This is a genomic window from Pseudomonas chaetocerotis (genome assembly GCF_015712105.2).
Lineage (GTDB): Bacteria > Pseudomonadota > Gammaproteobacteria > Pseudomonadales > Pseudomonadaceae > Aquipseudomonas > Aquipseudomonas chaetocerotis.
On sequence record NZ_JACFYX020000011.1, the window covers coordinates 73,836 to 100,032 of the forward strand.

Below are 26,197 nucleotides of genomic sequence, written 5' to 3' on the forward strand. Positions count from 1 at the left end.
ATTGCGACCTTTTCTTATAGCGTGATGCTCAGGGGGGTTCCGCCGATCAGGGGGAGCCTCTAACCTGAGGCGATGGGCAGGCCGAGCCTGCCAGCCTTCAGGACGTCACAATGTATAAAGACCTCAAGTTTCCCGTCCTAATCGTGCACCGCGACATCAAGGCCGACACCGTGGCCGGTGATCGTGTGCGCGCCATCGCTCAGGAACTCACCCAGGACGGTTTCAGCATTCTGCCCACGGCGAGCGCCGCTGAGGGGCGTATTGTCGCCTCCACCCACCATGGTCTGGCCTGCATCCTGGTGGCGGCAGAGGGAGCAGGGGAGAACAGTCGCCTGCTGCAGGACATGGTCGAGCTGATTCGCGTGGCGCGAGTGCGTGCGCCACAGTTGCCGATCTTCGCCCTGGGCGAGCAGGTCACCATCGAGAATGCGCCGGCCGAGGCCATGGCCGATCTCAACCACCTGCGTGGCATTCTCTATCTCTACGAAGACACCGTGTCCTTCCTGGCGCGGCAGGTGGCGCGTGCGGCGCACAACTACCTCGACGGCCTTCTGCCGCCGTTCTTCAAGGCGCTGGTGCAGCACACCGCGCAATCCAACTATTCCTGGCACACACCGGGGCATGGCGGTGGCGTGGCCTACCGTAAAAGCCCGGTGGGTCAGGCTTTCCACCAGTTCTTCGGTGAGAATACGCTGCGTTCGGACCTGTCCGTATCGGTGCCGGAGCTGGGGTCATTGCTCGATCACACCGGCCCGCTGGCCGAGGCCGAGGCGCGCGCAGCGCGCAACTTCGGCGCCGACCATACCTTCTTCGTGATCAACGGCACCTCGACTGCGAACAAGATCGTCTGGCATTCGATGGTCGGTCGCGATGACCTGGTGTTGGTGGACCGCAACTGCCACAAGTCGATCCTGCACTCGATCATCATGACCGGTGCAATTCCGCTTTATCTGTGCCCGGAGCGCAACGAGCTGGGAATCATCGGGCCGATTCCGTTGAGTGAGTTCAGCAAAGAGTCGATTCAGGCCAAGATCGATGCCAGCCCCCTGGCGCGTGGCCGTGCGCCCAGGGTCAAGTTGGCGGTGGTGACCAACTCCACCTACGACGGGCTCTGCTACAACGCCGAAATGGTCAAGCAGGCGCTGGGTGATTCGGTCGAGGTGCTGCACTTTGATGAAGCCTGGTATGCCTACGCCGCCTTCCACGAATTCTATGCTGGCCGCTATGGCATGGGTACTCAGTACGACGAGCGCTCGCCGCTGGTGTTCACCACCCATTCGACGCACAAGCTGCTGGCGGCCTTCAGCCAGGCCTCGATGATTCACGTGCAGGACGGCGGGCAGCGGCAGCTGGATCGTGATCGTTTCAACGAAGCCTTCATGATGCATATTTCCACGTCGCCACAGTACGGCATCATCGCCTCGCTGGATGTGGCCTCGGCGATGATGGAAGGACCGGCCGGCCGTTCGCTGATCCAGGAAACCTTCGACGAGGCGCTGAGCTTCCGCCGGGCACTGGCCAATGTACGGCGCAACCTGAGCGCCGAAGATTGGTGGTTCAGCATCTGGCAGCCAGGTAGGGCCGATGGTGCTGACAGCCTGACGACTTCCGACTGGGTGTTGCAGCCGGACGCTGATTGGCATGGCTTCGGTGAAGTGGCCGATGACTATGTGCTGCTCGATCCGATCAAGGTTACGTTGGTGATGCCCGGCCTCAATGCGGCCGGCAAACTGGAGCAGCAGGGGATCCCCGCAGCGGTGGTCAGCAAGTTTCTCTGGGAGCGCGGCCTGGTTGTTGAGAAAACCGGCCTGTACTCCTTCCTGGTGCTGTTCTCCATGGGCATCACCAAGGGCAAGTGGAGCACGCTGCTGACCGAACTGCTGGAGTTCAAGCGCAGCTACGACGCCAATCTGCCGTTGATCGACGTGCTGCCCTGCATCGCCCACGCGGGCGGTGGACGCTACCAGGGTATGGGCCTGCGAGATCTGTGCGACGCGCTGCATGGCTGCTACCGCGAAAATGCCACGGCCAAGGCGCTGAAAAGCATGTACACGGTGCTGCCCGAGCTGGCGATCAAACCTGCCGATGCCTATGACCGCCTGGTGCGCGGCGAGGTCGAGGCGGTGCCCATCGACCAGTTGCTGGGACGTATCGCTGCGGTGATGCTGGTACCTTACCCGCCGGGTATTCCGTTGATCATGCCGGGCGAGCGCTTCACGGCCGCCACGCGTTCGATTCTCGACTACCTGACCTTCGCGCGGACCTTCGACCAGGCCTTCCCCGGCTTCGATATCGATGTGCACGGCTTGCAGACCGAGGCGGGGCACTATTGCGTGGACTGTCTCGTGGAGTGAATTGACGAGGTGACTGCCGAGGGCAAGACTCTCGGTAGATCAAGCCCTTATCCGTGATACTCAAAGCGGTTGTTAACGTCCGGGGCGTGCCCTGCGTCACAGTGGCAAGCATCGACTTTTATGACGCGCTTGTTATAGTTGCTCGGTTATTAATCACAAAATTGTTACTGTGCTGCCGAGCCGCGGCTGAGGATGCCTGCCATGTCCGACTACAAAGCCTTCCGCGTCGAGCTGGCGGACAAGATCGCCCATGTGCAGATCAACCGTCCCGACAAAGTCAATGCAATGAATGCCGACTTCTGGCGCGAGATCATCGAGATCTTCCAGTGGGTCGATGACAACGATGCAGTTCGTGTCGTGGTGCTCTCCGGTGCCGGCAAACACTTCTCTTCGGGCATCGACCTGATGCTGCTGGCCTCGGTCGGTGCCCAACTGGGCAAGGACGTTGGCCGCAATGCCTCGGCGCTGCGCCGCAAGATTCTCGAGCTGCAAGCTTCCTTCAACGCCGTCGACAACTGCCGCAAGCCAGTGCTGGCTGCCATTCAGGGTTACTGCATTGGCGGCGCCATCGACTTGATCAGCGCCTGCGACATGCGTTACTCCAGCGTCGATGCGCAGTTCTCGATCAAGGAAATCGACATGGGCATGGCCGCTGACGTCGGCACGCTGCAGCGCCTGCCACGCATCATCGGCGACGGCATGATGCGCGAGCTGGCCTTCACCGGGCGCACCATCGACGGTGACGAGGCTGCGCGCATTGGCCTGGTCAATCGCACCTACGAAAATCACGAGGCGCTACTGGCCGGGGTGATGGAAATCGCTGCACAAATCGCCGCCAAGTCGCCGATTGCCGTGCGTGGAACCAAGGAAATGATTCGCTATATGCGCGATCACCGGGTCGATGATGGCCTTGAATACATCGCTACCTGGAATGCCGCCATGCTGCAGTCGGAAGACCTGCGCCTGGCCATGGCGGCGCACATGACCAAGCAGAAGCCGGAGTTCGCCGACTGATGCCGTATTCGCTGATGTTCGCTGCGAGGCCTAGAGCATGGTAAGTGGAGCCACATCCCTGAATCTGGTGCGCGACGAGCTGTTCGTCACCATGGAAGAGGCCGAGCAGAGCCTGGAGCATTTCATCGCCGAGCGGCACAACGGTAGCCTGTTGCAGCAGGCGGTGGAAAGCCTGCATCAGGTTCGCGGCACGCTCAACCTGATCGAGCTGGCCGGCGCCGAGTTGCTGGCCCAGGAAGTGCTTGATCAGGCCACTGATATTCCCGCCGGTGCTGGCGAGGAGCGTGATGCTCAGCTCTCGGCACTGAGCAATGCCCTGCATGTGCTGCGCCGTTATCTGGAAAACGTCGATGCCCATCGCCAGGAAATGCCTGAGCTTTTGCTTCCGGCAATCAATGATTTGCGTCAGGCCGGCGCACAGCAGCCGCTGCCGGAAAGTTTCTTCTTCAGCGTCCGCCTCGATCATGTGCGGCCGCACACGGCTACCCAACCACTCGATGGCGCGGCCAAGCTGACCGAAGGCAAGCGCCTGCGCCACATGTATCAGGTCGGGCTGCTGGGCTTCATCCGTGAGCAGAATCCGCAGGCCAGCCTCAAGCTGATGGTGCGTGCCATGGCGCGCCTGGATAGCCTGTTCGCCAACGAGCCGCGTGGGCGCATGTGCTGGATTGGTGCCGCTGCCATCGAAGCGCAGTGCGATGGTCAACTGCTGCCACGCAAATCGCGCAAGCAGCTGTTCTCGCGGGTCGATCGCGAACTCAAGCTGATGCTCGGTAACCCGCAGTACGAAGCGCCGCGCAGTTTGCTCAAAGAGCTGCTGTATCTGGTCGCGCTGGCCGACAGCCATGGCCCGCACGCCAGCGCCATGCGCGGAGTGTTCGGCCTCACGCCGTTGCCGTTCACCGACCACCTGCTGGAAGAGGAATACCGGCGCCTGGCCGGGCCGGGCCAGGCGGTGATGCGTTCGTTGTCCACGGCGATTCGCGAAGAACTGGCCAGCGTCAAGGACATGCTCGACCTGCTCGAGCGCGGCACCTTGCAAGGCGAAACCTTGGGCACCCTGCATGCATTGCTGGGCAAGTTGGCCAAGACCTTGGGCATGGTCGGTCTGAACTCTGCCGGCAACTCGCTCGGTGCGCAGTTGCCGCTGGTCGCCGCCTGGAGCGAAGACACGCCGCCACAGGCTGAGCAGTTGCACAAGCTGGCCGATGCCGTGCTCTATGTCGAAGGCATGGTGGCCAGCCTGGAACGTGGCGAAGGTCACGATATCAGGCCGGCTGCCGTCGAGCCGGGCAATGAGGCTGACTCTTTCGCTACTCATCAGCTCAACGAAGCTCGTATCGTCGTGGTCGACGAGGCCCAGGCCGGTCTGGCTCTGGCCAAGCGCGCGATCACCGCGTACCTGGAGTCGGCTGGCGACAAGATGCACCTGTCCAACGTGCCGTTCAGCCTGCAGGCCGTGCGTGGCGGCTTGTGGTTTCTCGAGCAGCGCCGTGCCGCGATACTGGTCGGTGCCTGTGCCGACTATATCCAGGCGCGCATGCTCGAGTCGGCGCAAATGCCGTCGGAGCAGATGCTGGAAACCCTGGCTGATGCTTTGAGCAGCCTCGAGTACTACCTGGAAGCGGGCGCGGTTATGCGTCCTGAAACGCGTCCCAGCGTGCTCGACCTGGCTGAAGAAAGCGTCAAGGCACTGGGCATGCCGGTGGCAGCCTGATGGTCTGGCGCAATACCTTTCTCGATCCTGCCCAGCCTGGCGGCTGGGCGCTGCTCTATAACCAGCAGCACTTTCTCGCCGACAGCAATGGCGTGCTGTTCCCGCGTGATTGGATCAAGCGCCAGGACCTGCCGATTCTCGGCGAGCAGGGTATCGGTCATTTCGGCGACGATGCCGTTTACCTTCTGCAACTCAAACCCTCGGCGACGCTGGAGGGCTGCAGCTGGCAAAGCCTGCGTCAGTTCATGCTGCAGGGGGAAGCAGAAACCTTCCGCATGCTGGCCTATGCCGCGCAGATCGGCACCTGGTACGCCGAACATCGTTATTGCGGCAGTTGCGGTGCGTCGACGCGCCAGCTTCCTGGTGAGCGTGCGATGCGTTGCGACAGCTGCGAATCGCAGCACTATCCGCGCATTTCGCCGAGCATGATCGTGCTGGTCACGCGGGGCGACGAGATACTCCTGGCGCGTTCGCCGCGTTTCGTCACTGGGGTCTACAGCACCCTGGCCGGGTTCGTCGAACCGGGCGAATCGGTGGAGCATTGCGTGGCGCGGGAAGTGCGTGAGGAAGTCGGCGTCGAGGTGCGTAACCTGCAGTACATCGGTAGCCAGGGCTGGCCGTTTCCGCATTCGCTGATGCTTGGCTTCCACGCCGAGTACGCCGGTGGCGAGATCGTCATGCAGGAAGACGAAATCGAGGATGCGCGCTGGTTCCGTGTCGATCAGTTGCCACCGCTGCCTGCGTCGCGCTCCATCGCTCGCCATCTGATCGATCTTTACGTGGCGCGCCGGTTGGGATGGCCCGAGCCTGTGCTGCCGGCGTAGAGCACTTCATGCAGGAGCGCTTCAGGCGCGAACCTCTCCGACCATTTCGAGGCTGAAGCCGCTCCTGCGTGGTCCCGGATGGCCCGCCGAATCAGCCAAACCAGTGCTGCCAGACCAGGCGTGCGGTCAATGCCAATACCACCGTAATGAATACCGGGCGGATAAACTTCGAACCGCCTTTGATCGCGGTGCGCGCACCGAGAAAGGCGCCGACCATCAACGCGGCGCCCATGGTCAGACCGAGCACCCAGGCGACCTGGCCGAAGGCGATGAACACGGCCAGCGCCGCCGCGTTGCTGACGAAGTTCATGGTGCGCGCCACACCGCTGGCACGCACCAGATCCAGTGGGTACATCAGCAGGCTGCTGACCGTCCAGAACGCGCCGGTGCCAGGGCCCGCCACCCCATCGTAGAGTCCCAGGCCAAGCCCTTGGGGCCATTGCCGACCGCGCGCTATCGGCAGGTCGTGTTCGGCTGGCGCCTCCGGCATACGTCCGAACAGCAGGTAAACACCGCAGGCGAAGACGATCACCGGCAGCATCTGGTTGAGCCAGGCGGCCGGCATCCAGTGCGCGATGACGGCGCCGAGCAGGGCGCCGATCAGGGTTGCCAGCAACGCGTTGCGCCATTGCTTCGGGTCGAACAGCTTGCGGCGATAAAACGTGAGAGCCGCGGTGCCCGAGCCGAAGGTGGCGCACAGCTTGTTGGTGCCCAGCACCAGATGTGGCGGCAAACCTGCGGTAAGCAGGGCAGGGATGGTCAGCAGGCCGCCGCCACCGGCAATGGCGTCGATGAAGCCGGCGATGAAGGCGACCAGAGCGAGAATGGCCAGTGTGCTGGGATCGATGGCGAGCTCGAGAGCGAAGGGCATATTAAAGTGTCGACTTGTGGGCGAGTGCGCAGCCTGCTGGCTGTTCGTCGTGGGGAGAGCTGCGCATAATGCCGGGATTTCGTCAGAGAAGGAACGCAATCGATGCAATACGACGGGTTGGCCTGGGCCGTGGCGCTGCTGGCCGTATTGGTGCTGCTGGTGGCATTGCGCATTCTGCTCAATACGGGCTGGTTCCTAGGCTGGTTGCGTGGCACCTGTGGTCTGGCATTTCTCGCCCTGGCCGGCCTGGTCGGTCTGGTGGCTTACGATCTGTATGCTTACGAGCCTCTGCAGCCGGGCAAGCCGCTGGTAACGCTGAGCTTCAAGGCCGATGGTCCGCAGCGTTATCAGGTGACGTTGCTCGAAGGAGGGCGCGAGCGCACGGTCACGCTCGAGGGCGACATGTGGCAACTCGACGGTCGCCTGATTCGCTGGAAAGGCCTGGCCGAGCTGATAGGACTTGAGCCGGGTTACCGCCTTGAGCGTCTGTCCGGGCGTTTTCTGGCCATCGAGCAGCAGGCATTGGCGCAACATGGTCGCGTGCAGTTGGCTGAAAGCCCCTACGGTGTGGACCTGTGGCGATGGTTGCGCCTGAATCAGCGCGATTTGCTGCTGTTCGACCCGCAGGCATTGCGTGTCACCTACCTGCCGATTGCCGCCGATGCTGTTTACAGCGTCAGCCTGACGCCGACCGGCCTGCTGGCCGAACCCATGAACCCTGCCGCCGAAGCTGCGCTGAAAGACTGGTAGCGGAGGGGCAGATGTAGGGTGGGCTTTAGCCCGCATTAGATAATGATTGGTGGGCTAAAGCGGAGCGCAGCCTGGCTACCCTACAAAGTTGATGATCCTTTGTAGCTGCCGGGAGAGGAGTGGAATTAGGGCGCTCCGTGTGCACCAATGAAAACGAATGAGCTTGCGGTGCGCCCGGCGCACCCTACAAAAAAGGCACCTGTAAGGTGCCTTTGTCGTTCATGGCATCCGGCCTCAGGAGAGGAAGCCGCCGTCCACGTTCAGTGCCACACCGGTGGTGTAGCTGGACGCTTCGCTGGCCAGGTACAGCACCGCGCCAGCCATCTCGCTCGGGTCGGCCACGCGCTTGAGCGGGATGCGCTGCAGGGCGTGCTTGAGGATGGCGTCATTCTTGGTCAGTGCCGAGGCGAACTTGGTGTCGGTCAGGCCTGGCAGCAGCGCGTTGCAGCGAATGCCGAACTGCGCGCACTCCTTGGCGAACACCTTGGTCATGCTGATCACCGCGGCCTTGGTCACCGAGTAAATGCCCTGGAATTCGCCCGGCGAGACGCCATTGATGGAGGCGACGTTGATGATCGAGCCACCACCGCCTGCCTTCATCAATTTGCCGCCTTCGATAGACATGAAGTAGTAGCCGCGAATGTTCACGTCCACGGTTTTCTGGAACGCGCCCAGATCGGTATCCAGCACGTTGCAGAACTGCGGGTTGGTGGCGGCGTTGTTGACCAGGATGTCGAGACGGCCGAACTGTTCCTTGATTTGCGCGAAGACGTGGGTGATCTGCTCCATTTCGCCGATGTGGCAGGCGATGGCGGTGGCCTTGCCGCCCTCGGCGGTGATGGCATCTGCCACGGCCTGGCAGCCTTCGATCTTGCGGCTGGAGACGATCACGTGCGCGCCTTGCTGGGCCAGCAACTTGGCGATGGCTTCGCCGATGCCGCGGCTGGCGCCGGAAACGAAGGCGATCTTGCCGTCGAGGTCGAACAGTTGGGTCTTGGACATTGTGATTACCCCGGGGTTAGAGAGTGGATTTGCCGATGACCTGCAGGCACATCTGCTCCAGCAGCTTGTTCATCTGAATGAACTGGGCGAAGCGCTTGTCCTGGGTCTGGCCGTGGTAGAAACGGTAGTAGATCTGCTGCACGATACCGGCCAGGCGGAACAGGCCGTAGGTGTAGTAGAAGTCGAAGCTCTTGATCTCGATGCCGGCCTTTTCGGCGTAGTAGTCGACGAACTGCTGGCGCGTGAGCATGCCGGGCGCGTTGCTCGGCTGACGGCGCATCAGTTGCACCGGAGCCGGGTCACCGGCTTCGATCCAGTAGGCCAGGGTGTTGCCCAGGTCCATCAGCGGGTCGCCGATGGTGGTCATCTCCCAGTCGAGCACGCCAATGATCTGCATCGGGTTGTTCGGGTCTAGGATCACGTTGTCGAAGCGGTAGTCGTTGTGCACGATGCCCGGTTTGTGGTGATCGGCCGGCATCTTGTCATTCAGCCAGGCCTTGACCGGCTCCCAGGTCGGTGCGTCCGGTGTCAGGGCTTTCTCGTAGCGCTCGCTCCAGCCCTTGATCTGACGCCCAACATAGCCCTCGGGTTTGCCCAGGTCACCCAGGCCGCAGGCGTTGTAATCGACGTTATGCAGCTCGACCAGTTTGTCGATGAAGCTCTTGCACAGCGCGCTGGTCTGCTCGGCGCTGAAATTCAGCTCGGCCGGCATGTCCGAGCGCAGAATGATGCCCTTGACCCGCTCCATCACGTAGAACTCGGCGCCGATCACCGACTCGTCGGTGCAGTGCACGTAAGCTTTGGGGCAGTAAGGGAAGCCAGCGTTGAGCTGGTTGAGAATGCGGTATTCGCGGCCCATGTCGTGCGCCGACTTGGCCTTGTGGCCGAACGGCGGGCGGCGCAGGACGAATTCCTGCTGCGGGTATTCGATCAGGTAGGTCAGGTTCGAAGCGCCGCCGGGGAACTGGCTGATCTTGGCTGCGCCGCTCAGGCCCGGAATATTGGCTTTCAGATAAGCGTCGATGACGTCGGCGTCGAGTTCTTCGCCGGTACGGATTCGGGTGGATTGGTCGGTGAGCGCCATGCTTATCCCTTCTGCTTATGATGGGTGCCCTAGATAATTGGTTAATCTAATGCTGCACTCAGGCTGTCACAAGCAATACGCGCCGTTATTGGCGGGCGTGTTGCACCTCGATCAAACTGCCTGATCAGTCATTTCGGTTTATCACCTTGGCCGCACATCACGGGCAAAAAAAACCGGAGTGCCAGGACTCCGGTTTTCGTGTTTTGCGCTCAGTTCGCCGATCAGACCGGGAACAGTTCGCCCAGCTTCATCGCCAGCATCATGTCGCCTTCGGCGCGCAGCTTGCCAGCCATGAAGGCCTGCATGCCGTCGGTTTCGCCGCTGACGATGCCCTTGAGGGTTTCGCTGTCCATGATCAGGGTCACGTTGGCGTTCGGGTTGTCGCCTTGCTCGAGGGCACAGGTGCCATCCTTGACGATCAGCGCGTAGTTTTCGCCATCTTCGATGTTGAACTGGAATACCAGATCCAGGCCAGCAGCGGCGCTGGCGTTGAACTTGGACTGCATGGTTTGGGCGATGTCAGCAACACTCATGGTCTTATCCTTTTTCGGTTTTTTCGCGCAGCCTCGCGGCCGCAGTGGGCTGGAGCTCATCGGTAGGTGATGAGCTCCGGCGCCTTCAGCAGCTGTAAATGCACATGGCTGTTGAAGGAAGCCAGACTCACCTCGTTGCCGCGGAATTTCAGCTGGCTGAGTGAGGTATTGACGATTTGCCAATTCAATTCGAAGGCCTTTGCCGCCGGCACGCCGGTAATGAGACGGAGCAGGGCGGTGATGGTACCGCCGGAGGTGAATACGGCGATATTCTGTTTGCTGCCTGCTTGCTCGAGGATGCGCTGCAGGCCGCCTTCGACCTGCTCGACATAGGCCTGCCAGCTTTGCAGGCCGGGCTTGTCATGCTCGCCGGAAATCCAGCGCTGGATCAGTTTGGCGAACAGGCGCTGGAATTCGGCGCGGTTCTGCGCACCGTTGCGCAGGATATGCAGGGCTTCGGGTTCTTCCGGCAGCAGATCTGGCAGCAGCGTGCGAATCACCGCATCGGCATCGAATTCGTTGAAGGCTTCATCGATATCCAGCGCCGGCGCGTTGCTCATGTGCTGCAGGGTGGCGTTGGCGGTGTGTTGCTGGCGGCGCAGGCTGCCACTGACGCAACGATCGAGGGCGATGCCGAGTTGCTCCAGGTGTTCACCCAGTACTTCGGCCTGGCGCACGCCGACGGGAGACAGGACATCGTAGTCGTCTGCACCGAATGAGGCCTGGCCATGTCGAATCAGATAGATGCTGCCCACGTCCGTATTGGTCCCGGCACGTTGAATGTTTGGCGAGGGTATGAGGAAGCTCAAAGGCTGTCAACGAAAAAACATACGCTTGTTTGAATTGCTTGTATGTCCATTGTGCGGTGCTGCCACGCTTGGCCGGCGAGGCGCTGCGCCGGTATGCTTGAGCCTTTGTGCGCTCAGGCGCCGCCGCATTACCCAAGGGGGATCCGTGGAGTTTCTTAGCGAGTACGCCAGCTTTCTGGCGAAAACCCTGACCCTGGTGGTCGCCATCGTCGTGGTGCTGGTAGCGATCGCTGCCACGCGCGGCAAAGGGCGGCGCGGCAGCGGTCAGTTGCAGGTTCAGAAGCTCAATGACTTCTACAAGGATCTGCGTGAGCGCCTGGAGCACAGCGTGCTGTCCAAGGATCAGCTCAAGGCCACGCGCAAGGCGCAGGCCAAGGCTGCCAAGCAGGAGAAGAAGGCGCCGCCCAGTAAGCCGCGGGTGTTCGTGCTGGACTTCGATGGCGATATCAAGGCGTCAGCCACCGACAACCTGCGCCACGAAGTGACGGCGCTGTTGTCCATGGCCAAGGCCGAGGACGAAGTGGTGCTGCGTCTGGAAAGCGGCGGCGGTATGGTGCATAGCTATGGTCTGGCGTCGTCGCAACTGGTGCGCATCCGCGATGCCGGCATCCCGCTGACTGTGTGCGTGGACAAGGTGGCGGCCAGCGGCGGTTACATGATGGCCTGCATCGGCCAGAAGATTCTCAGCGCGCCGTTCGCCATCCTTGGCTCCATCGGGGTGGTGGCGCAGTTGCCCAACGTGCATCGCCTGCTGAAGAAGCACGAAATCGATTTTGAAGTGCTGACGGCTGGTGAGTACAAGCGCACGCTGACCGTATTCGGCGAGAACACCGAAAAGGGCCGGGAAAAATTCCAGGAAGACCTGGAGACCACCCACGAACTGTTCAAGGGCTTCGTTGCCCGTTACCGCCCACAGTTGGACATCGATGCCATTGCCACCGGTGAGATCTGGCTGGGCATGGCGGCGCAGGAGCGCCTGTTGGTTGACGAACTCAAGACCAGCGATCAGTACCTGGCCGAGCGCGCCGTCGAGGCTGAACTGTTCCATCTGCATTTCGCTCATAAGAAGAGCCTGCAGGAGCGCGTCGGGCTGGCTGCCAGTATGGCGGCAGATCGCTTCGTCCTGACCTGGTTGAGCAGACTCAATCAGCAGCGCTTCTGGTAACGCTTCGTTCATGATGGACTGCACGAGCGACTTGCGCCGCGCAGTCGCGAGCCACGACAAGAGGAGAGGATGATGACCGATTTCAAGGCCTTGCTGGTCAGCGAAGGCGTCGATGGCGGTTTCCAGCGTGAAGTGGTCCAGCGTAACGTCGAGCAACTGCCGCAGGGCGAGCTGCTGATTCGCGTGCGCTATTCCTCGCTCAACTACAAGGACGCCCTGTCCGCCAGCGGCAATCGAGGCGTGACCAAGGCTTACCCACATACGCCCGGTATCGACGCGGCCGGTGTAGTCGAAGCCTCCAGCGTTGCCGAGTTCGCCGTGGGCGACGAGGTGATCGTCACTGGCTACGACCTGGGCATGAACACTGCCGGTGGTTTCGGCCAGTACATTCGCGTGCCTGCCGCCTGGGCAATCAAGCGCCCACAAGGCTTGCCGCTGCGCGAGGCGATGATTCTCGGTACCGCCGGCCTCACCGCCGCGCTGTGTGTGGACAAACTGGAGCAGGCCGGTGTCACTCCCGAGTCCGGCACCGTATTGGTCACCGGCGCCACGGGCGGCGTTGGCAGCATCGCCGTGGTGCTGCTCAAGCAGCTGGGCTATCGCGTCGCTGCCGCGACCGGCAAGGCCGAGCAGGGCGATTTCCTTCGTGGCCTGGGTGCTGACGAGATCGTCAGCCGCGAAGAGCTCCAGCAAGGGAGTGAGCGTCCGATGCTCAAGGAACGCTGGGCGGGAGCGGTGGACACAGTGGGTGGCGACATCCTGTTCAATGTGGTCAAGTCGCTGCGCCACAGCGGCAGTGTGGCTTGCTGTGGACTGACTGCCGGTGTCGGTTTCCAGGCCAGCGTCCTGCCGTTCATCCTGCGCGGGGTCAACCTGCTGGGCGTGGATTCGGTGGAGCTGCCACTGGTGGTCAAGGCTTCCATGTGGGACAAGCTGTCGCTGCAGTGGAAGCTCGATCTTTCGCCGCTGTGCCAGGAAATAGGCCTGGCCCAGTTGCCTACGGCCATCGAGCGGATACTCTCCGGCGGTATGGTTGGCCGTATCCTGGTGCGACTCGACTGAGTGAGTCAGAGGCCCGTCGATGACGGGCCTCTGCATTTTCAGGCCTGGCTGACGTACATGGTGATCTCGGCGCGGAACACCGGCTTGTCGCCGACGTAGGCCATCACCGGCACCTTGATGTCGCCGGACTGGCTCCAATCCACCTTGCTGCCGTCGGCCACGGTGCGGATGTCGCCATCGGCCTTGGCCAGGTACTCCACCGTCATGCCCTTGGGAATCCAGCGACAACCGCTGGGAATGGACGCATCGGTCATGCTACCGGCGGCAAGCTCGGCTGCATTGCACAGGGCAATGGCGTGCACTGTCCCGATATGGTTCAGCACTTCGCGGCGTTTGGCGAAACTGACCTCGGCATAGCCGGGACGCAGCTCGACCATCTGCGGAGCGATAGTGGCGAAGTAAGGGGCGACCTGGCCGATCATCGCGCTGAACTGGGCAGCGCCGGCCTGCTGGAACATCTGCAACATCTGACTCATGACTCTCTCCTGCGTATTGGCGATTGAAGATGAGCGCGCGCCGAGGCAGTATACGAGCATTAGAAAGTTATTCTAGAAAAATATTCTAGTCATAGGAAGCGGCATGGCCCGTCCATCGCGTAAAGACGAGATCCTGCAGGCAGCGTTGGCCTGCTTCACCGAGCACGGCGTCGACGTCACCACCATCGAGATGATCCGTGACCGCTCGGGGGCGAGTATCGGCAGCCTGTATCATCACTTCGGCAACAAGGAGCGGATCATCGCCGCGCTCTATCTGGCCGGCACCGCGCAATACGCCGACCTGCTGCAGCGCGGATTTGCCAGCGCAGCCAGCGCTGAGGCCTGCGTCAAGTTGCTGGTGACCAGCTATATCGACTGGGTGGTGGCCAATCCGGATTGGGCGCGTTTCATCCTGCACAGCCGCGGTCGGGTCGAAGCGGGGGAGATGGGCGATACCCTGCGCGACGCCAATCATCAGCATTTTGCGCAGATTCTCACGGCGCTCGCCGAGTACCGTCGGCAGGGACTGTTCAAGGCGCTGCCGGATGACTGTTTCGCCTCGGTGGTGATTGGCCCAACGCATGATCTGGCGCGCAACTGGCTGGCAGGCCGCACCCGGAGCAATCTTGGCGAGTGCCGCGAGCTACTGGCGCAGATCGCCTGGGATAGTGTGAAAAACAGAGGCTAGCCGAAGCGATAGATATCCATCCCCAGTGCACCGTAGGTGAAACCACTGTGCTCGACCTTGAAGGCGCCGCCAGCACCGCGGGCGAAGAACAGCGGTAGCAGGTGTTCGTCGCTGGGGTGATTGCGTACGGCACTCGGTGCCAGGTGACGGTAATGGTGCAAGACCTCTTCGTCGTTCGCTTCGAGCTTTTCCACCACCCAGTCGCGAAAGGCCTTGGCCCAGGGCGTGATGACGTCCGGTCCGGCGCGCCAGTCGAGTTCGCCGAGATTGTGGGTGATGCTGCCGGAACCAATCAGCAGGATGCCTTGTGTACGCAGGCTGGCCAGAGCACGGCCCACGCGGGTCTGCAGCTCGGGGCCCATGCGGCTTGGTAGCGACAGTTGCAGCACGGGAATATCGGCTTGCGGATACATCAGCGACAGCGGAACCCAGGCGCCATGATCGAAGGGGCGCTGAGCATCGAGCTCAGCCGGCAGGCCGGCCTCGTTCAATTGCCCGGCGATCTTCGCGGCCAGCTCTGGTGCGCCGGGTGCCGGATATTGCACGGTATACAGCGCAGCCGGGAAACCGCCGAAGTCGTGCCAGGTTTTGGGATGCTCGCCCGCCGTCAGCAGCAGGCGCTGGCTTTCCCAGTGGGCCGACACCACCACGATGGCTTTGGGCCTGGGCAGCTCGGCGGCCAGTCTGGCCAGGGCAGGGCCGCTGGCACCCGGATCCAGGGCCAGCATGGGCGAACCATGAGATATGAACAGTGAGGGCAGCATCGCAATCAGCTCCTGAAGTAGGATGTCGTCATCTTCGTTGCTGGACCTATCGATTTCCAGCATAAATAGTTGAGTATTCCTATCGATTTTGTGGAGGTTTCATTCATGCAAGAGGCGTTCTGGCAGGAGCGTTGGGCACGTAGCCAAATTGGCTTTCATCAGGAGAAGGTCAACGGCTATCTGCGCCGGCACTGGGCTCGACTCGGGCTCTCTGAGGATGCGGCAGTACTGGTGCCGCTGTGTGGAAAGAGCCTCGACCTGGCCTGGCTGGCGGAGCAAGGGCATGCCGTGATTGGTGTGGAGTTGGCTGAGCGCGCGGTGCAGGATTTCTTCGCCGAGCGTGATGTGCAGCCGCAGATCGCTCAGCACGGCGCGTTCAAGATTTACCAGGCGGGCAAGCTGCGGATTCTATGCGGCGACTTTTTCGCCCTGAGTCGTGAGGATGTTGCCGACTGCCAGGCGTTCTATGATCGCGCTGCACTGATCGCCTTGCCGCCACAAATGCGCCAGCGCTATGTCGCTCATCTGCAGGCAATTTTGCCGCCAGCCTGCCAGGGCCTGCTGGTGACCCTGGTGTACGACCAGCAGCGCATGGATGGTCCTCCCTTCTCGGTCGATGACGCCGAAGTCGTTCAGCACTTCAGTGCAGGCTGGGTGCCGCGTGAGGTGGAGCGCAAGGACGTGCTGAGTGGCAACCCGCGCTTTATCGAGAATCAGCTCGAGGCGGTGGAGGAGGTGGTGTTTCACCTGGCACGCCGCTGATACGGCAGGCCAATGCAAAAGGCGACCCGAAGGTCGCCTTTTTGTCTGTGCCAGATGGATCAGCCGCGGCGTCGCAGCGCCTCGATGCGATCTTCCAGTGGCGGATGGCTCATCAGCAGGCCCGCCAGGCCATTCTTCAGGCCACCATTGATACCGAAAGCGGTCAGGCTGTCCGGCATCTGCACCGGTACGCCTTGTTCGGCACGCAGGCGTTGCAGTGCGGCGATCATCGCGCCGGTACCGGCCAGGCGAGCACCGGCTTCGTCGGCCTTGTACTCGCGTTTGCGCGAGAACCACATGACGATGATGCTGGCCAGGATGCCCAGTACCAGCTCGGCAAAGATGGTCGCGACGAAGTAGCCGATGCCGTGGCCGTCTTCGTTCTTCAGGATCGCCTTGTCGACGAAGTTACCGAAGATGCGTGCGAAGAACATAACGAAGGTGTTCACCACGCCCTGGATGAGCGCCAGAGTGACCATGTCGCCATTGGCGACGTGGCCGATCTCGTGGGCCAGCACCGCACGTACTTCATCCGGCGAGAAACGTTCGAGCAGGCCCTGGCTGACGGCTACCAGTGCGTCGTTCTTGTTCCAGCCTGTGGCGAAGGCGTTGGACTCGTAGGCAGGGAAGATGCCGACTTCAGGCATCTTGATCCCGGCTTCGCGCGACAACTCCTCGACAGTCTGCAACAGCCACTGTTCGTGACGGGTGCGCGGCTGGGTGATGATCTGCGTGCCAGTGCTCATCTTCGCCATCCACTTGGAGATGAACAGCGACACCAGCGAGCCGGCAAAACCGAACACGGCGCAGAAAATCAGCAGGCTGCCATGGTTCTGGCCGGTGAAGCGGTCGACCCCCAGTAGTTTGAGGGTGATGCTGGCGATAACCAGAACCGCCAGGTTGGTGGCCAGGAACAACATAATGCGCATCATGGTGTGAACGGACTCCTCACGGGGAAAGACGTACGAGTAATGCCGGCTATATAAGGGCGCCCCCCTGGGGCTTTCAACCAGCGACTATTTCAAACTATGTCTCTTGACCCTGTAGCGCGCTCTCGAACAGCAGGCGAGTAAGACGGGCAGTGCGCTCACCGTGCTGCTGGGCCAGGGCCTCGCGCAGCTGAAATGCCAGTGTGGCGTGCACGCGGCGCACGCTTGGCGGCAGCACTTCACCCTCGCGCAAGGCATGGGGGATAGCGCGTGACAGGCGCAGAAAACCTTTCTCGCTGAGCACCGCCTGATCCAGCGCGTCGTAAGCGATGGTCGACTCGAAACGCAGATAGCCTTCCTCGGCCAGCCACAGCAGCGCGCCGAGGCAAGCCTGGTGACGCTTGCTGGGCAGGCCGAACTCGTCCGGTTCCTCGCGCCCGATCAGGTCTTCCACGTACAGCGCCATCTTGCGCGGGAAGGCTTGATAGAGCATGAGCAGGCCGCTGGCGGCGTCCTTGTAGAAATCGTCGATCTGCAGGTCCATGTCGGCTTACTGGCTGTAACCCTTGAGGAAGTTGCCGATACGGCCGATGGCCTGCTCCAGGTCGTCGACGCGGGGCAGTGTGACCACACGGAAATGATCCGGCCACGGCCAGTTGAAGGCGGTGCCCTGGACGATCAGCAGTTTTTCTGACAGCAGCAGGTCGAGGACGAACTTCTCATCGTTATGGATCGGGCAGACTTTCGGGTCGATCCTGGGAAACGCGTAGAGCGCGCCCATGGGTTTGACGCAGCTGACGCCAGGAATGTCGTTGAGCAGTTCCCAGGCACGGTTGCGCTGCTCCAGCAGGCGGCCGTTGGGCAGTACCAGATCATTGATGCTCTGGTAGCCGCCGAGCGCGGTCTGGATCGCGTGCTGGCTCGGCACGTTGGCGCACAGGCGCATGTTGGCCAGGATATCCAGGCCTTCGATATAGCTCTGTGCCCTGTGCTTGGGCCCGGAGATGGCTACCCAGCCGGAGCGGAAGCCCGCTACGCGGTAGCTCTTGGACAGGCCGTTGAAGGTCAGGCAGAGCACATCCGGTGCCAGCGAGGCGGTGCTGATGTGCACGGCCTCGTCGTAGAGGATCTTGTCGTAGATCTCGTCGGAGAAGATCACCAGATTGTGCTGACGCGCCAGTTCAACGATGTCCTGCAGCACTTCCTTGGAGTACACCGCGCCGGTCGGGTTGTTTGGGTTGATCAACACCAGCGCCTTGGTGTTCGGTGTGATCTTGGTGCGCATGTCGGCGATGTCGGGGAACCAGCCGGCCTGCTCGTCGCACAGGTAATGCACTGGCTTACCGCCAGACAGAGCCACTGCAGCGGTCCACAGCGGATAGTCAGGCGCCGGAATCAACACCTCGTCACCGTTGTTGAGCAGCGCCTGCATGGCCATGACGATCAGCTCGGACACGCCGTTGCCGAGGTAGATGTCCTCGATGGTGACGCCTTCGACCTGCTTCTGCTGGTAGTACTGCATCACCGCCTTGCGCGCGCTGAACAGACCCTTGGAGTCGCTGTAGCCCTGCGCGGTTGGCAGATTGCGGATCACATCCTGCAAGATCTCTTCCGGCGCCTCGAAACCGAACGGCGCCGGGTTGCCAATGTTCAGCTTGAGGATGCGATGGCCTTCCTCTTCCAGACGCTTGGCGTGCTTGAGCACCGGCCCGCGGATGTCGTAGCAGACGTTGGCGAGCTTGTTCGATTTGCTGACCTGCATGTAAGGAATCCCGAGCTATGGAGAACCCACTGAAGTACGCTGCAAAATTCTCCCACCGGAGGAATCTTGGCAGCCTGTAACGTGGGTGACAGACTGGGGTCGAATCATACGTGGCGACCTGATCGCGGCAAAGGTACCCGTCCTGCTTTTTTCTGGCCTGCCACGCGGCGCACAATGGCGCTGCAGTCGTAGAACCCTCACCGTCGAAGCTGTCAAATGCTGGTGCTAGCTGTAACGCCGCGTATTGCCTAATTACCGAGGAGGAACCCTGTTCGTGGATAAAGTCGATAAACCCCTGGATAGCTGGCGCGAAGAACTGACTGACGAGCAATTTCATGTCTGCCGTCTGGGCGGCACGGAACGACCGTTCACCGGCGCTTATCACGACAGCAAGACCCCTGGCATTTACCACTGCGCCTGCTGCGGCGAGGCGCTCTTCGACTCGGATGCCAAATACGACTCTGGAAGCGGTTGGCCAAGCTACTTTCAGCCGATCAACGACGAGGTGATCGCCAGCCTCGACGATTACAGTCACGGTATGCATCGGATCGAGGTCAAATGTGCCAAATGCGACGCGCACCTGGGGCACGTATTCCCCGATGGGCCTCGTCCGACCGGGTTGCGCTACTGCATCAACTCACTGTCGTTGAAGCTGGTGCCACACGATTGAGGCCGGTACGCCAGGCACATTGCGTGTCTGGCGCAGGAGGTTCAAGCCTGCTGGCTGGTGCGCTGACGGCTTTCTTCCAGAGCATCGCAGGCCTGTTTGATCATCTCTTCGGTAATGGGCACTTCGCGGCCCTGACCATCAATGATAAAACCGCCCACCAGCTCCTGTTGTTGCTTGGCTGCGGTGGGGTACTGGGCTGGGTTATCTTGCAAGCTCATGGCCTGTCTCCTCATCAGTGATGCGCGCCACTTTAGAGATTCCAGATGAAGGCGCGGTGACAGCTGCGACGTAGGAACTATGTCACAAAACACATTGCGAAAGTCGTATTGCAGGCTGCGTGCCAGTCTGTGTGGAACGAGGAATTCATGTCGCGTTTTCATATCGGTCTGATCATCAATCCACTGGCCGGGCTGGGTGGCCCTGCAGGGTTCAAGGGCAGTGACGGCATGGCCGAGCAGGCGCTGGCTCTGGGGGTCGAGCCAAAGGCGGCGCAACGTACGCGCACCGCGCTTGAACAGTTGTTGACCCTGCGCGAGCGCATCGAGTTCTTCAGCTATCCGGGCGCTATGGGTGGCGATCTTTTGGCGCAGATGGGCTTCGAGCGCCGTCTGCTGGGGTCGCTCGGCGTACAGCCAACCACCGCCGAAGACACTCGCCAGGCAGTGCAGCAGTTGCAGGACGCCGGCGTTGCGCTGATCCTCTTCGCTGGCGGTGATGGCACCGCGCGCGATGTGTGCGCGGCTGTCCGGCATGGGCAGCCGGTGCTGGGCATTCCAGCTGGGGTGAAGATCCAGTCCGGCGTCTACGCCATCAGCCCGCGTGCAGCGGGCGAGTTGACTGCGCGCCTGGTGGAGGGCGGCCTGGTACGACTGGCCAGCGGCGAGGTGCGTGACATCGACGAGAGCGCCCTGCGCGAAGGCCGCGTCACCGCGCGCTGGTACGGCGAGTTGTGCGTGCCGCAGGAGGGCGGCTACGTGCAGGCGGTGAAACAGGGTGGTGTGGAGTCCGAAGAGCTGGTGTTGGCTGATCTGGCCGCCTGGCTCGAGAGCGAGTGGGAGCCGGGTGCGCGTTACGTGTTCGGTCCCGGCTCGACCCTGCACGGTCTGGCGCAGAATCTTGGTCTGGAAACCACCTTGCTCGGCGTCGATGTGATCGAGGATGGCCGGGTCATCGCCCGCGACGTCAATGAAGTCGAGCTGTTCGCCCTGGTCGAGGGGCACCCGACTTACCTGCTGGTGACCGCGATTGGTGGTCAGGGCCATATCATCGGTCGCGGCAACCAGCAGATCAGCCCGCGCGTGCTGCTCGCCGTGGGGTTGGAGCGTCTGCGCGTGGTGGCGACCAAGCGCAAGCTGGCGACGCTGGAAGGTCGGCCGCTGCTGGTTGACAGTGGCGACGTGAGTCTGGACGACGCGTTTCCCGATGCAGTGCGGGTCTGGGCCGGTTATAAGGAAGAACTGCTGTACCCCCTGAGTCGATAGGAGATCGATATGCGCATAGTGAGCGCGCTGCTGCTCGGGTTGCTGGCTTTTGCCGTGCAGGCCATTGAGGCAGACAGACTGGTGCTGGATGCACGCAAGCAGATCGGCGTGACCCTGAGCTATGACCCGGCCTATCGCCGCTTGAGCTATCCGGGCGGCGACGTGCCCATGGCAACCGGGGTCTGCACCGACGTGGTGATCCGCGCACTGCGTCAGCAGGGGCTGGATCTGCAGGAAGCGGTGCATCGCGATATGCGTGGCAACTTCTCCGTCTATCCGAAGAACTGGGGACTGAGTCGCCCGGACAGCAATATCGACCACCGACGCGTGCCCAACCTGATGACCTGGTTCACGCGCCAGGGCTGGTTGCTGCCGGTCAAACAGGAGGCCGCTGCATACCAGCCCGGCGATATCGTCACTTGGGATCTGGGTCGTGGTCTCACTCATATTGGCATCATCAGTGATCGTCAGGCGCCAACGGCTACGCCGCTGGTGCTGCACAACATCGGCCGTGGCACGCAGGAAGAAGACATTCTGTTCGCCTACCGCATCACCGGCCATTACCGCCCTTTGGCGCAACAGGCGAGCGCTGGCCAATGACGCAGCAGTCGCTGCCGCCCGGTCTTGCTGAAGGCGAGCGTGTCGTGCTGTTCGATGGCGTCTGCAAGTTGTGCAATGGCTGGGCGAGATTCCTCATTCGGCATGACCGCCAACGCCAGTTTCGCCTGGCTTCGGTGCAGTCGGTGCAAGGCCAGGCGTTGCTGGCTTGGCATGGGCTGCCGACCGACCGTTTCGACACCATGGCGCTGATCGATGAGGCAGGCTTGCATGTACGCTCCACCGCGTTGTTGCGCATTCTCGCCCTCCTGCCCCAGCCCTGGCGTGTTCTTGCCTGGCTGCGCCTGATTCCGCGCCCACTGCGTGACTGGTGTTATGACCGCATCGCGCTGAATCGCTACCGCCTGTTCGGGCGCTACCAGGTCTGCCTGCTGCCCACTGCCGATCACGCTGAGCGCTTTCTGCATGACTGAGCGGCGCCTGGCGCAGATCGCCTGGCTCGCTCGCTCGCTCGCTTGGCTCTGGCAGTGGTTTTCATCTGGCATGGCCTGGCGCCGAAGATTCTCTGGCTAAGCCCTGACGAGGTGGCGATGATCGCGGCCCATGGATTGCCAGATCACCCGCTGTTCGCGCCGCAACTGATCGCGGCTGCTGGCGGTATTGCCGAGATCCTTGTGGGCGTCCTGCTGCTGACGGTGCAGCGCCAGCGCTGGCCCCTGCCGGTCGCTGGCGCGGTGTTGCTGGTATTGCTGCTTGATGTCGTGCTGCTGAGCCCCCATCTGTTGATTCAGGCGTTCAATCCGCTTTCGACCAACCTGGCTGCGCTGGCCTTGTGCGCAGTGGCCTGGTTGGCCGAAGCGCCCTCGGCTGCTGACTCCTGAGACCCGTCATGACATCGATGCTTTCTTCTCGCCAGCGTGGCGCCATACGTCTGGCCTGGCGCTTTATCGCGCCCTATCGCGGCCGGGTGCTTGGCGCGCTGCTGGCCCTGATGTTCACGGCGGCGATCACCCTATCCATGGGGCAGGGCATCAAACTGCTGGTGGATCAGGGGCTGGCCACGCAGTCGCCGGCCGCGCTGCGGCAGTCCCTGCTGCTGTTTTTCGTGCTGGTATTGGCGCTGGCCTTCGGCACCTACACGCGCTTCTACCTGGTGTCGTGGATCGGCGAGCGGGTGGTCGCGGATATCCGTCGGCGTGTGTTCGATCACCTGATCGAGTTGCATCCTGGCTTCTACGAGAGCAATCGCAGCTCGGAAATCCAGTCGCGGCTGACTGCCGATACCACCTTGCTGCAGTCGGTAATCGGCTCGTCACTGTCGATGGCACTGCGCAACCTGATCATGTTGATCGGTGGCAGCGTGCTGCTGGTGGTCACCAATCCCAAGCTCAGCGGTATCGTTCTGTTGGCTCTACCCTTGGTGGTGGCGCCGATCCTGCTGTTCGGCCGCCGTGTGCGCGCACTGTCGCGGCAGAGTCAGGACCGCGTGGCCGATGTCGGCAGCTATGTCGGTGAGGTGCTGGGACAGATCAAGACGGTGCAGGCCTACAACCACCAGGACGAGGACAAGCGCCGTTTTGGCGAGTCTGCCGAAGCGGCTTTCGATGTGGCGCGCAAGCGCATCGCCCAGCGTTCCTGGCTGATCACCGTGGTCATCGTGCTGGTGCTCGGCGCCGTCGGGGTGATGCTCTGGGTCGGCGGCATGGACGTGATCGCCGGGCGCATCTCTGGCGGTGAGTTGGCAGCTTTCGTGTTCTACAGCCTGATCGTTGGCTCGTCCTTCGGCACGCTGAGCGAGGTGATCGGTGAATTGCAGCGCGCTGCAGGCGCCGCCGAGCGTATCGGCGAGCTACTGCGAGCCACTAACGCCATCGTGGCGCCGGAGCAGCCGCAGCATCTGCCGCAGCCGGTACAGGGGCGCATCGAGCTGCAGAGCGTACGTTTCGCCTATCCGTCGCGTTCGGACAGCTACGCCATCGATGGCGTTGACCTGCAGGTGGCGGCGGGTGAGACGCTGGCACTGGTGGGGCCGTCCGGGGCTGGCAAGTCGACACTGTTCGACCTGCTGCTGCGTTTCTTCGATCCGCAGGGCGGGCGCATCCTTATCGACGGTGTGCCGATCAATCAGCTCGACCCACGCGAGCTGCGCGCCAGTTTTGCACTGGTTTCGCAGAATCCTGCGCTGTTGTTCGGTTCGGTCGACGACAACATTCGCTATGGTCGCCTGGATGCCAGCCAGGCCGAGGTGGAGGCGGCCGCACGGGCAGCGCATGCGCATGAGTTCATTCAGCGCCTGCCGCAGGGTTACCAGACTCATCTGGGGGAGGCCGGGCTCGGGCTTTCCGGGGGCCAGCGTCAGCGCCTGGCGATTGCCCGTGCCTTGCTCGCCGATGCGCCTATCCTGCTGCTCGATGAGGCTACCAGCGCGCTGGATGCCGAGAGCGAGCACCTGATCCAGCAGGCGCTGCCGTCACTCATGGCCGGGCGTACCACCTTGGTGATCGCTCATCGCCTGGCCACCGTGAAGCAGGCCGATCGCATCGCGGTGATCGAGCATGGCCGTTTGGCTGCGATCGGCAGCCATGCCGAGCTGATCGAGAGTAGCCCGCTCTATGCGCGGTTGGCCGAGTTGCAGTTTGGCAACTAGCTCTTGGGTCTGATAGTGGCGGCCGCACCGGCCGAGGCGACGATAATGGCGCCGACGGCCAGCCACTGGCCCCAGAGCAGTTTCTCACCGAGAAAGGCCAGGCCGCACATGGCGGCGACTGCCGGCTCCAGGCTCATCAGCACGCTGAAGGTGCGCGCTGGCAGGCGCGTGAGGGCGACCATCTCCAGGCTGTAGGGCAGAGCTGAGGACAGTAGTGCGACGCCGAGGGCGATGGGCAGCAGGTCCACGCTCAGCAGGTCAGTGCCTGCATGCCAGATGCCAATGGGCAATACCAGCAAGGCAGCGACCCAGGTGCCCAGGGCGACGGTGTGGCGGCCATGCCGGGCGCCGGCTTTCTGCCCGAAGATGATGTACAGGGACCAGCAAACGCCCGCACCGAGGGCCAGGGCTGCGCCGAGAGGGTCGATGGCACTTTGCGTGGCGCCGGTGGGCAGCAGCATCCACAGGCCTGCGATAGCCAGGATCACCCAGACGAAATCCAGCAGACGGCGTGAAGAGAACAGCGCCAGGGCCAGTGGGCCGGTGAATTCCAGCGCCACGGCGATGCCCAGCGGGATGCTCTGCAGCGACATGTAGAACATCAGGTTCATCCCGCCCAGCGCCAGGCCGTAGGCGAGCAGGGCATGGCACTTGCGCAGATCCAGCCTGGCCCGCCAGGGCTGCATCACCAGCGACAGAATGATCGCGCCGAGCACCAGGCGCAGTGCTGTGGTGCCTTCGGCGCCTACCAGTGGGAACAGGTTCTTGGCCAGCGACGCGCCGCTCTGGATCGAGACCATAGCCACCACGAGCAGGGCGATGGGAACAAGAAGGGCGGAGCGTTGCATGGACAGAATCCTGATGATGGTCAAAGAAAAAACCGGCCGCTGAGGCCGGTTCTTCGTGGCGCCTAGTTGCTGCCAGGCCGTTGAAAAAAAAGTAGGCTAGGCAGGCAAGACAAGGCAAAAACGACCGAAAAACGGTCGGAGTCGCGCTCGACTTTACAAGCTGTAAATGAGCATTTTGACTGGCCTCGCACGCGAGGTCGCTTTTAACGCGGTATTGCCAATGTAGGTAGTTTTTCAACGGCCTGTTAGCGGTATTCGCAGAGGTAGGCGGTGTCTACGGCCACCTTGAGCTGGAACTTGCTGTTGGCCTCGACGGTGAACTTGCTGCCGGCTTCGAAGGTGTTCCAGTTTTCACTGCCTGGCAGTTTGACGGTCAGTGCGCCGGCAACCACATGCATGACTTCCAGTTGGCTGGTGCCGAACTCGTATTCGCCCGGGGCCATTACACCGATGGTGGCAGGGCCTTCGGCCATGGTGAAACCGATGGATTTGACGGTGCCGTCGAAGTATTCGTTGACCTTGAACATCTGCGATTCCTCGGAAGGGGGTGGAAAATTTGCTGAGAACCATGTTTTACGTCGTGTGGCGACGGCCCGAAGGGTAGCCGCCATGAATGGCAGGCCATAAAAGGGCCGCCAGTATGCCCAAGCGCCTTTTTTTCGTCATCAGTCTTTGAGAGGCAGTACCAGCGGCAGCAGGCGTGCGGTGTTACGTGCATCTTCGAGGGCGCGGTGCTGTTGCCCCTGAAACTGCATGCCGGCCAACTGCAGCGCGCTGTGCAGGCCTACCGGGCGCTGTAGCTGGCGCGCCTTGGCGAAAGCTTGCTTGAGATTGAGGTGTGGCACGTCAGCCAGCAGGCTATGCAATCGGTGCTGGCGCCACTCCTGTTCCAGTTGACGTCGATCGTAATCGCCCCAGCTGCTCCAGCCGACCAGGCGCGATGCATGTTGCATGAGCCAGCGTTCGAATTGAGCCCAGACCAGGGGTAATGGTGCTGCACTGTCGACATCGCCCTGGCTGATGTGGGTGAGTTCGCGACAGAAGTCGGTCAGGCATGGGCGGCGCTGTGGTTTGATAAAACGCTGAAAGTGATCCCGCTCATGGCCATCCACGCCAACCAGGCTGGCGCCGATCTCGATGATTTCCATTTCCTCCATCGCCCAGCCACCCTCATCGGTGGTGGCCTCCAGGTCGATGACTAGCCAATGCCCCATGGGCGCTCCTTAGAACCTGTCTGCGATCTGTTGCGCTTCGGCCCCGCTGCATGGAAAAGGTTCCTGGCATCAGGGCCGAGGCAAGCTCAGGCCTCCCGTTCTGAACGGAATCGCAGGCAGTATGGAAGGCCTTTTCGAGCAGGGCAAACGACCTTGGTGCGAGAGTCGCACAGCGAACACTCCTGATGTCTTTCCCCGGCGGGGGAAGGTGGC

Annotated in this window: 28 protein-coding genes and 1 pseudogene; 15 read left to right on the plus strand and 14 right to left on the minus strand. The window is 62.0% G+C overall.

Going from position 1 to position 26,197, the window contains the following annotated elements; all coding sequences use genetic code 11:
- Positions 1-110: 110 nt before the first annotated feature.
- The 4 genes from H3221_RS19095 to nudC all read left to right on the plus strand — a co-directional run bounded on the left by H3221_RS19095 (position 111) and on the right by nudC (position 5,909).
- Entirely contained in the window at positions 111-2,354 is a 2,244-nt protein-coding gene (locus tag H3221_RS19095; RefSeq protein ID WP_196474867.1) for an Orn/Lys/Arg family decarboxylase, read from the plus strand.
- 201 nt (positions 2,355-2,555) lie between these two features.
- Complete coding sequence (locus tag H3221_RS19100; RefSeq protein ID WP_196474866.1) at positions 2,556-3,368, plus strand: crotonase/enoyl-CoA hydratase family protein; 813 nt, start codon at positions 2,556-2,558, stop codon at positions 3,366-3,368.
- 37 nt (positions 3,369-3,405) lie between these two features.
- Positions 3,406-5,085: a ferrous iron transporter B gene (locus H3221_RS19105; protein ID WP_196474865.1), complete on the plus strand. Its 1,680-nt coding sequence runs from the start codon at positions 3,406-3,408 to the stop codon at positions 5,083-5,085.
- Positions 5,085-5,909 carry an NAD(+) diphosphatase gene (gene nudC, locus H3221_RS19110; RefSeq protein ID WP_196474864.1) on the plus strand — a complete coding sequence of 275 codons (825 nt, stop codon included), beginning with the start codon at positions 5,085-5,087 and terminating at the stop codon, positions 5,907-5,909. The genes H3221_RS19105 and nudC overlap by 1 nt, the downstream gene beginning before the upstream one ends.
- Positions 5,910-6,000: 91 nt before the next feature.
- Here nudC and H3221_RS19115 read toward each other — a convergent pair whose 3' ends face one another.
- Positions 6,001-6,780 carry a TSUP family transporter gene (locus tag H3221_RS19115; protein ID WP_160017926.1) on the minus strand — a complete coding sequence of 260 codons (780 nt, stop codon included), beginning with the start codon at positions 6,778-6,780 and terminating at the stop codon, positions 6,001-6,003.
- Between the two features lie 102 nt (positions 6,781-6,882).
- Between H3221_RS19115 and H3221_RS19120 the strand changes: the two genes are divergently transcribed.
- Positions 6,883-7,530 (plus strand): hypothetical protein, encoded by a 648-nt coding sequence (locus H3221_RS19120; RefSeq protein WP_160017927.1) that lies wholly within the window; start codon positions 6,883-6,885, stop codon positions 7,528-7,530.
- A gap of 234 nt (positions 7,531-7,764) precedes the next feature.
- Here the strand turns inward: H3221_RS19120 and H3221_RS19125 are convergent, their stop codons facing one another.
- The 4 genes from H3221_RS19125 to H3221_RS19140 all read right to left on the minus strand — a co-directional run bounded on the left by H3221_RS19125 (position 7,765) and on the right by H3221_RS19140 (position 10,904).
- Positions 7,765-8,532 carry an SDR family oxidoreductase gene (locus tag H3221_RS19125; RefSeq protein WP_196474863.1) on the minus strand — a complete coding sequence of 256 codons (768 nt, stop codon included), beginning with the start codon at positions 8,530-8,532 and terminating at the stop codon, positions 7,765-7,767.
- A 16-nt stretch (positions 8,533-8,548) separates the two neighbouring features.
- Entirely contained in the window at positions 8,549-9,616 is a 1,068-nt protein-coding gene (locus H3221_RS19130; RefSeq protein WP_196474862.1) for a phosphotransferase family protein, read from the minus strand.
- Positions 9,617-9,837: 221 nt separating this feature from the next.
- The gene (locus H3221_RS19135) at positions 9,838-10,149 is read right to left on the minus strand and encodes an SCP2 sterol-binding domain-containing protein (protein WP_003459932.1); all 312 of its coding nucleotides are present in this window, start codon (positions 10,147-10,149) and stop codon (positions 9,838-9,840) included.
- Between the two features lie 56 nt (positions 10,150-10,205).
- Complete coding sequence (locus H3221_RS19140; RefSeq protein WP_196474861.1) at positions 10,206-10,904, minus strand: histidine phosphatase family protein; 699 nt, start codon at positions 10,902-10,904, stop codon at positions 10,206-10,208.
- Between the two features lie 199 nt (positions 10,905-11,103).
- On the opposite strand from H3221_RS19140, the gene sohB reads away from it, so the two are divergent.
- Positions 11,104-12,123: a protease SohB gene (gene sohB / locus H3221_RS19145; protein WP_192980874.1), complete on the plus strand. Its 1,020-nt coding sequence runs from the start codon at positions 11,104-11,106 to the stop codon at positions 12,121-12,123.
- Between the two features lie 72 nt (positions 12,124-12,195).
- Positions 12,196-13,185 (plus strand): YhdH/YhfP family quinone oxidoreductase, encoded by a 990-nt coding sequence (locus H3221_RS19150; protein ID WP_196474860.1) that lies wholly within the window; start codon positions 12,196-12,198, stop codon positions 13,183-13,185.
- A 38-nt stretch (positions 13,186-13,223) separates the two neighbouring features.
- Here the strand turns inward: H3221_RS19150 and H3221_RS19155 are convergent, their stop codons facing one another.
- Entirely contained in the window at positions 13,224-13,661 is a 438-nt protein-coding gene (locus H3221_RS19155; protein ID WP_196474859.1) for a hotdog fold domain-containing protein, read from the minus strand.
- A gap of 103 nt (positions 13,662-13,764) precedes the next feature.
- Here H3221_RS19155 and H3221_RS19160 point away from each other — a divergent pair, with 103 nt between their 5' ends.
- Positions 13,765-14,349 carry a TetR/AcrR family transcriptional regulator gene (locus H3221_RS19160; RefSeq protein WP_196474858.1) on the plus strand — a complete coding sequence of 195 codons (585 nt, stop codon included), beginning with the start codon at positions 13,765-13,767 and terminating at the stop codon, positions 14,347-14,349.
- Here the strand turns inward: H3221_RS19160 and H3221_RS19165 are convergent.
- Positions 14,346-15,113, minus strand: coding sequence for a DODA-type extradiol aromatic ring-opening family dioxygenase (locus H3221_RS19165; protein ID WP_196474857.1), 768 nt, complete (start codon positions 15,111-15,113; stop codon positions 14,346-14,348). The two genes, H3221_RS19160 and H3221_RS19165, sit on opposite strands and share 4 nt — an antisense overlap.
- Before the next feature lie 105 nt (positions 15,114-15,218).
- Here H3221_RS19165 and H3221_RS19170 point away from each other — a divergent pair, with 105 nt between their 5' ends.
- Entirely contained in the window at positions 15,219-15,875 is a 657-nt protein-coding gene (locus tag H3221_RS19170) for a thiopurine S-methyltransferase (protein WP_196474856.1), read from the plus strand.
- Between the two features lie 59 nt (positions 15,876-15,934).
- On the opposite strand, the gene htpX is transcribed toward H3221_RS19170, so the two are convergent.
- The 3 genes from htpX to H3221_RS19185 all read right to left on the minus strand — a co-directional run bounded on the left by htpX (position 15,935) and on the right by H3221_RS19185 (position 18,566).
- Entirely contained in the window at positions 15,935-16,807 is an 873-nt protein-coding gene (gene htpX, locus H3221_RS19175) for a protease HtpX (protein ID WP_017676754.1), read from the minus strand.
- Between the two features lie 94 nt (positions 16,808-16,901).
- The gene (locus H3221_RS19180) at positions 16,902-17,348 is read right to left on the minus strand and encodes a hypothetical protein (RefSeq protein ID WP_160017937.1); all 447 of its coding nucleotides are present in this window, start codon (positions 17,346-17,348) and stop codon (positions 16,902-16,904) included.
- Between the two features lie 6 nt (positions 17,349-17,354).
- Positions 17,355-18,566, minus strand: a complete 1,212-nt coding sequence (locus H3221_RS19185; protein ID WP_160017938.1) for a pyridoxal phosphate-dependent aminotransferase — start codon at positions 18,564-18,566, stop codon at positions 17,355-17,357.
- Between the two features lie 274 nt (positions 18,567-18,840).
- On the opposite strand from H3221_RS19185, the gene msrB reads away from it, so the two are divergent.
- On the plus strand, positions 18,841-19,236 hold the full coding sequence (gene msrB / locus H3221_RS19190) for a peptide-methionine (R)-S-oxide reductase MsrB (RefSeq protein ID WP_160017939.1): 396 nt from the start codon (positions 18,841-18,843) through the stop codon (positions 19,234-19,236).
- Between the two features lie 41 nt (positions 19,237-19,277).
- Here msrB and H3221_RS19195 read toward each other — a convergent pair whose 3' ends face one another.
- Complete coding sequence (locus H3221_RS19195) at positions 19,278-19,454, minus strand: PA1571 family protein (RefSeq protein ID WP_196474855.1); 177 nt, start codon at positions 19,452-19,454, stop codon at positions 19,278-19,280.
- A gap of 147 nt (positions 19,455-19,601) precedes the next feature.
- Between H3221_RS19195 and H3221_RS19200 the strand changes: the two genes are divergently transcribed.
- The 5 genes and pseudogenes from H3221_RS19200 to H3221_RS19220 all read left to right on the plus strand — a co-directional run bounded on the left by H3221_RS19200 (position 19,602) and on the right by H3221_RS19220 (position 23,922).
- Entirely contained in the window at positions 19,602-20,717 is a 1,116-nt protein-coding gene (locus H3221_RS19200; RefSeq protein WP_196474854.1) for an ATP-NAD kinase family protein, read from the plus strand.
- Between the two features lie 9 nt (positions 20,718-20,726).
- Entirely contained in the window at positions 20,727-21,317 is a 591-nt protein-coding gene (locus H3221_RS19205) for a DUF1287 domain-containing protein (protein ID WP_196474853.1), read from the plus strand.
- On the plus strand, positions 21,314-21,748 hold the full coding sequence (locus H3221_RS19210; RefSeq protein WP_196474852.1) for a thiol-disulfide oxidoreductase DCC family protein: 435 nt from the start codon (positions 21,314-21,316) through the stop codon (positions 21,746-21,748). The genes H3221_RS19205 and H3221_RS19210 overlap by 4 nt, the downstream gene beginning before the upstream one ends.
- Positions 21,741-22,156, plus strand: a pseudogene (locus tag H3221_RS19215) (DoxX-like family protein). Before H3221_RS19210 ends, H3221_RS19215 begins: the two are co-directional and overlap by 8 nt.
- A gap of 8 nt (positions 22,157-22,164) precedes the next feature.
- Complete coding sequence (locus H3221_RS19220) at positions 22,165-23,922, plus strand: ABC transporter transmembrane domain-containing protein (RefSeq protein WP_196474851.1); 1,758 nt, start codon at positions 22,165-22,167, stop codon at positions 23,920-23,922.
- Here the strand turns inward: H3221_RS19220 and rhtA are convergent.
- The 3 genes from rhtA to H3221_RS19235 all read right to left on the minus strand — a co-directional run bounded on the left by rhtA (position 23,919) and on the right by H3221_RS19235 (position 25,984).
- Positions 23,919-24,770: a threonine/homoserine exporter RhtA gene (gene rhtA, locus H3221_RS19225; RefSeq protein WP_196474850.1), complete on the minus strand. Its 852-nt coding sequence runs from the start codon at positions 24,768-24,770 to the stop codon at positions 23,919-23,921. The genes H3221_RS19220 and rhtA overlap by 4 nt on opposite strands.
- Positions 24,771-25,015: 245 nt before the next feature.
- Positions 25,016-25,297, minus strand: a complete 282-nt coding sequence (ppnP, locus tag H3221_RS19230; protein ID WP_196474849.1) for a pyrimidine/purine nucleoside phosphorylase — start codon at positions 25,295-25,297, stop codon at positions 25,016-25,018.
- A 138-nt stretch (positions 25,298-25,435) separates the two neighbouring features.
- The gene (locus H3221_RS19235) at positions 25,436-25,984 is read right to left on the minus strand and encodes an exonuclease domain-containing protein (RefSeq protein ID WP_196474848.1); all 549 of its coding nucleotides are present in this window, start codon (positions 25,982-25,984) and stop codon (positions 25,436-25,438) included.
- Positions 25,985-26,197 lie beyond the last annotated feature (213 nt).

Coding starts and splice junctions, on each gene's coding strand:
- H3221_RS19155 (WP_196474859.1), bottom strand. CDS start 13,661: ATGAGTCAGATGTTGCAGATGTTCCAGCAGGCCGGCGCTGCCCAGTTC.
- H3221_RS19200 (WP_196474854.1), top strand. CDS start 19,602: ATGTCGCGTTTTCATATCGGTCTGATCATCAATCCACTGGCCGGGCTG.
- htpX (WP_017676754.1), bottom strand. CDS start 16,807: ATGATGCGCATTATGTTGTTCCTGGCCACCAACCTGGCGGTTCTGGTT.
- H3221_RS19135 (WP_003459932.1), bottom strand. CDS start 10,149: ATGAGTGTTGCTGACATCGCCCAAACCATGCAGTCCAAGTTCAACGCC.
- H3221_RS19220 (WP_196474851.1), top strand. CDS start 22,165: ATGACATCGATGCTTTCTTCTCGCCAGCGTGGCGCCATACGTCTGGCC.
- H3221_RS19125 (WP_196474863.1), bottom strand. CDS start 8,532: ATGTCCAAGACCCAACTGTTCGACCTCGACGGCAAGATCGCCTTCGTT.
- H3221_RS19170 (WP_196474856.1), top strand. CDS start 15,219: ATGCAAGAGGCGTTCTGGCAGGAGCGTTGGGCACGTAGCCAAATTGGC.
- nudC (WP_196474864.1), top strand. CDS start 5,085: ATGGTCTGGCGCAATACCTTTCTCGATCCTGCCCAGCCTGGCGGCTGG.
- H3221_RS19105 (WP_196474865.1), top strand. CDS start 3,406: ATGGTAAGTGGAGCCACATCCCTGAATCTGGTGCGCGACGAGCTGTTC.
- H3221_RS19210 (WP_196474852.1), top strand. CDS start 21,314: ATGACGCAGCAGTCGCTGCCGCCCGGTCTTGCTGAAGGCGAGCGTGTC.
- H3221_RS19195 (WP_196474855.1), bottom strand. CDS start 19,454: ATGAGCTTGCAAGATAACCCAGCCCAGTACCCCACCGCAGCCAAGCAA.
- H3221_RS19160 (WP_196474858.1), top strand. CDS start 13,765: ATGGCCCGTCCATCGCGTAAAGACGAGATCCTGCAGGCAGCGTTGGCC.
- H3221_RS19180 (WP_160017937.1), bottom strand. CDS start 17,348: ATGGACCTGCAGATCGACGATTTCTACAAGGACGCCGCCAGCGGCCTG.
- H3221_RS19100 (WP_196474866.1), top strand. CDS start 2,556: ATGTCCGACTACAAAGCCTTCCGCGTCGAGCTGGCGGACAAGATCGCC.
- H3221_RS19115 (WP_160017926.1), bottom strand. CDS start 6,780: ATGCCCTTCGCTCTCGAGCTCGCCATCGATCCCAGCACACTGGCCATT.
- H3221_RS19130 (WP_196474862.1), bottom strand. CDS start 9,616: ATGGCGCTCACCGACCAATCCACCCGAATCCGTACCGGCGAAGAACTC.
- H3221_RS19165 (WP_196474857.1), bottom strand. CDS start 15,113: ATGCTGCCCTCACTGTTCATATCTCATGGTTCGCCCATGCTGGCCCTG.
- ppnP (WP_196474849.1), bottom strand. CDS start 25,297: ATGTTCAAGGTCAACGAATACTTCGACGGCACCGTCAAATCCATCGGT.
- rhtA (WP_196474850.1), bottom strand. CDS start 24,770: ATGCAACGCTCCGCCCTTCTTGTTCCCATCGCCCTGCTCGTGGTGGCT.
- H3221_RS19185 (WP_160017938.1), bottom strand. CDS start 18,566: ATGCAGGTCAGCAAATCGAACAAGCTCGCCAACGTCTGCTACGACATC.
- H3221_RS19095 (WP_196474867.1), top strand. CDS start 111: ATGTATAAAGACCTCAAGTTTCCCGTCCTAATCGTGCACCGCGACATC.
- H3221_RS19205 (WP_196474853.1), top strand. CDS start 20,727: ATGCGCATAGTGAGCGCGCTGCTGCTCGGGTTGCTGGCTTTTGCCGTG.
- H3221_RS19150 (WP_196474860.1), top strand. CDS start 12,196: ATGACCGATTTCAAGGCCTTGCTGGTCAGCGAAGGCGTCGATGGCGGT.
- H3221_RS19120 (WP_160017927.1), top strand. CDS start 6,883: ATGCAATACGACGGGTTGGCCTGGGCCGTGGCGCTGCTGGCCGTATTG.
- H3221_RS19235 (WP_196474848.1), bottom strand. CDS start 25,984: ATGGGGCATTGGCTAGTCATCGACCTGGAGGCCACCACCGATGAGGGT.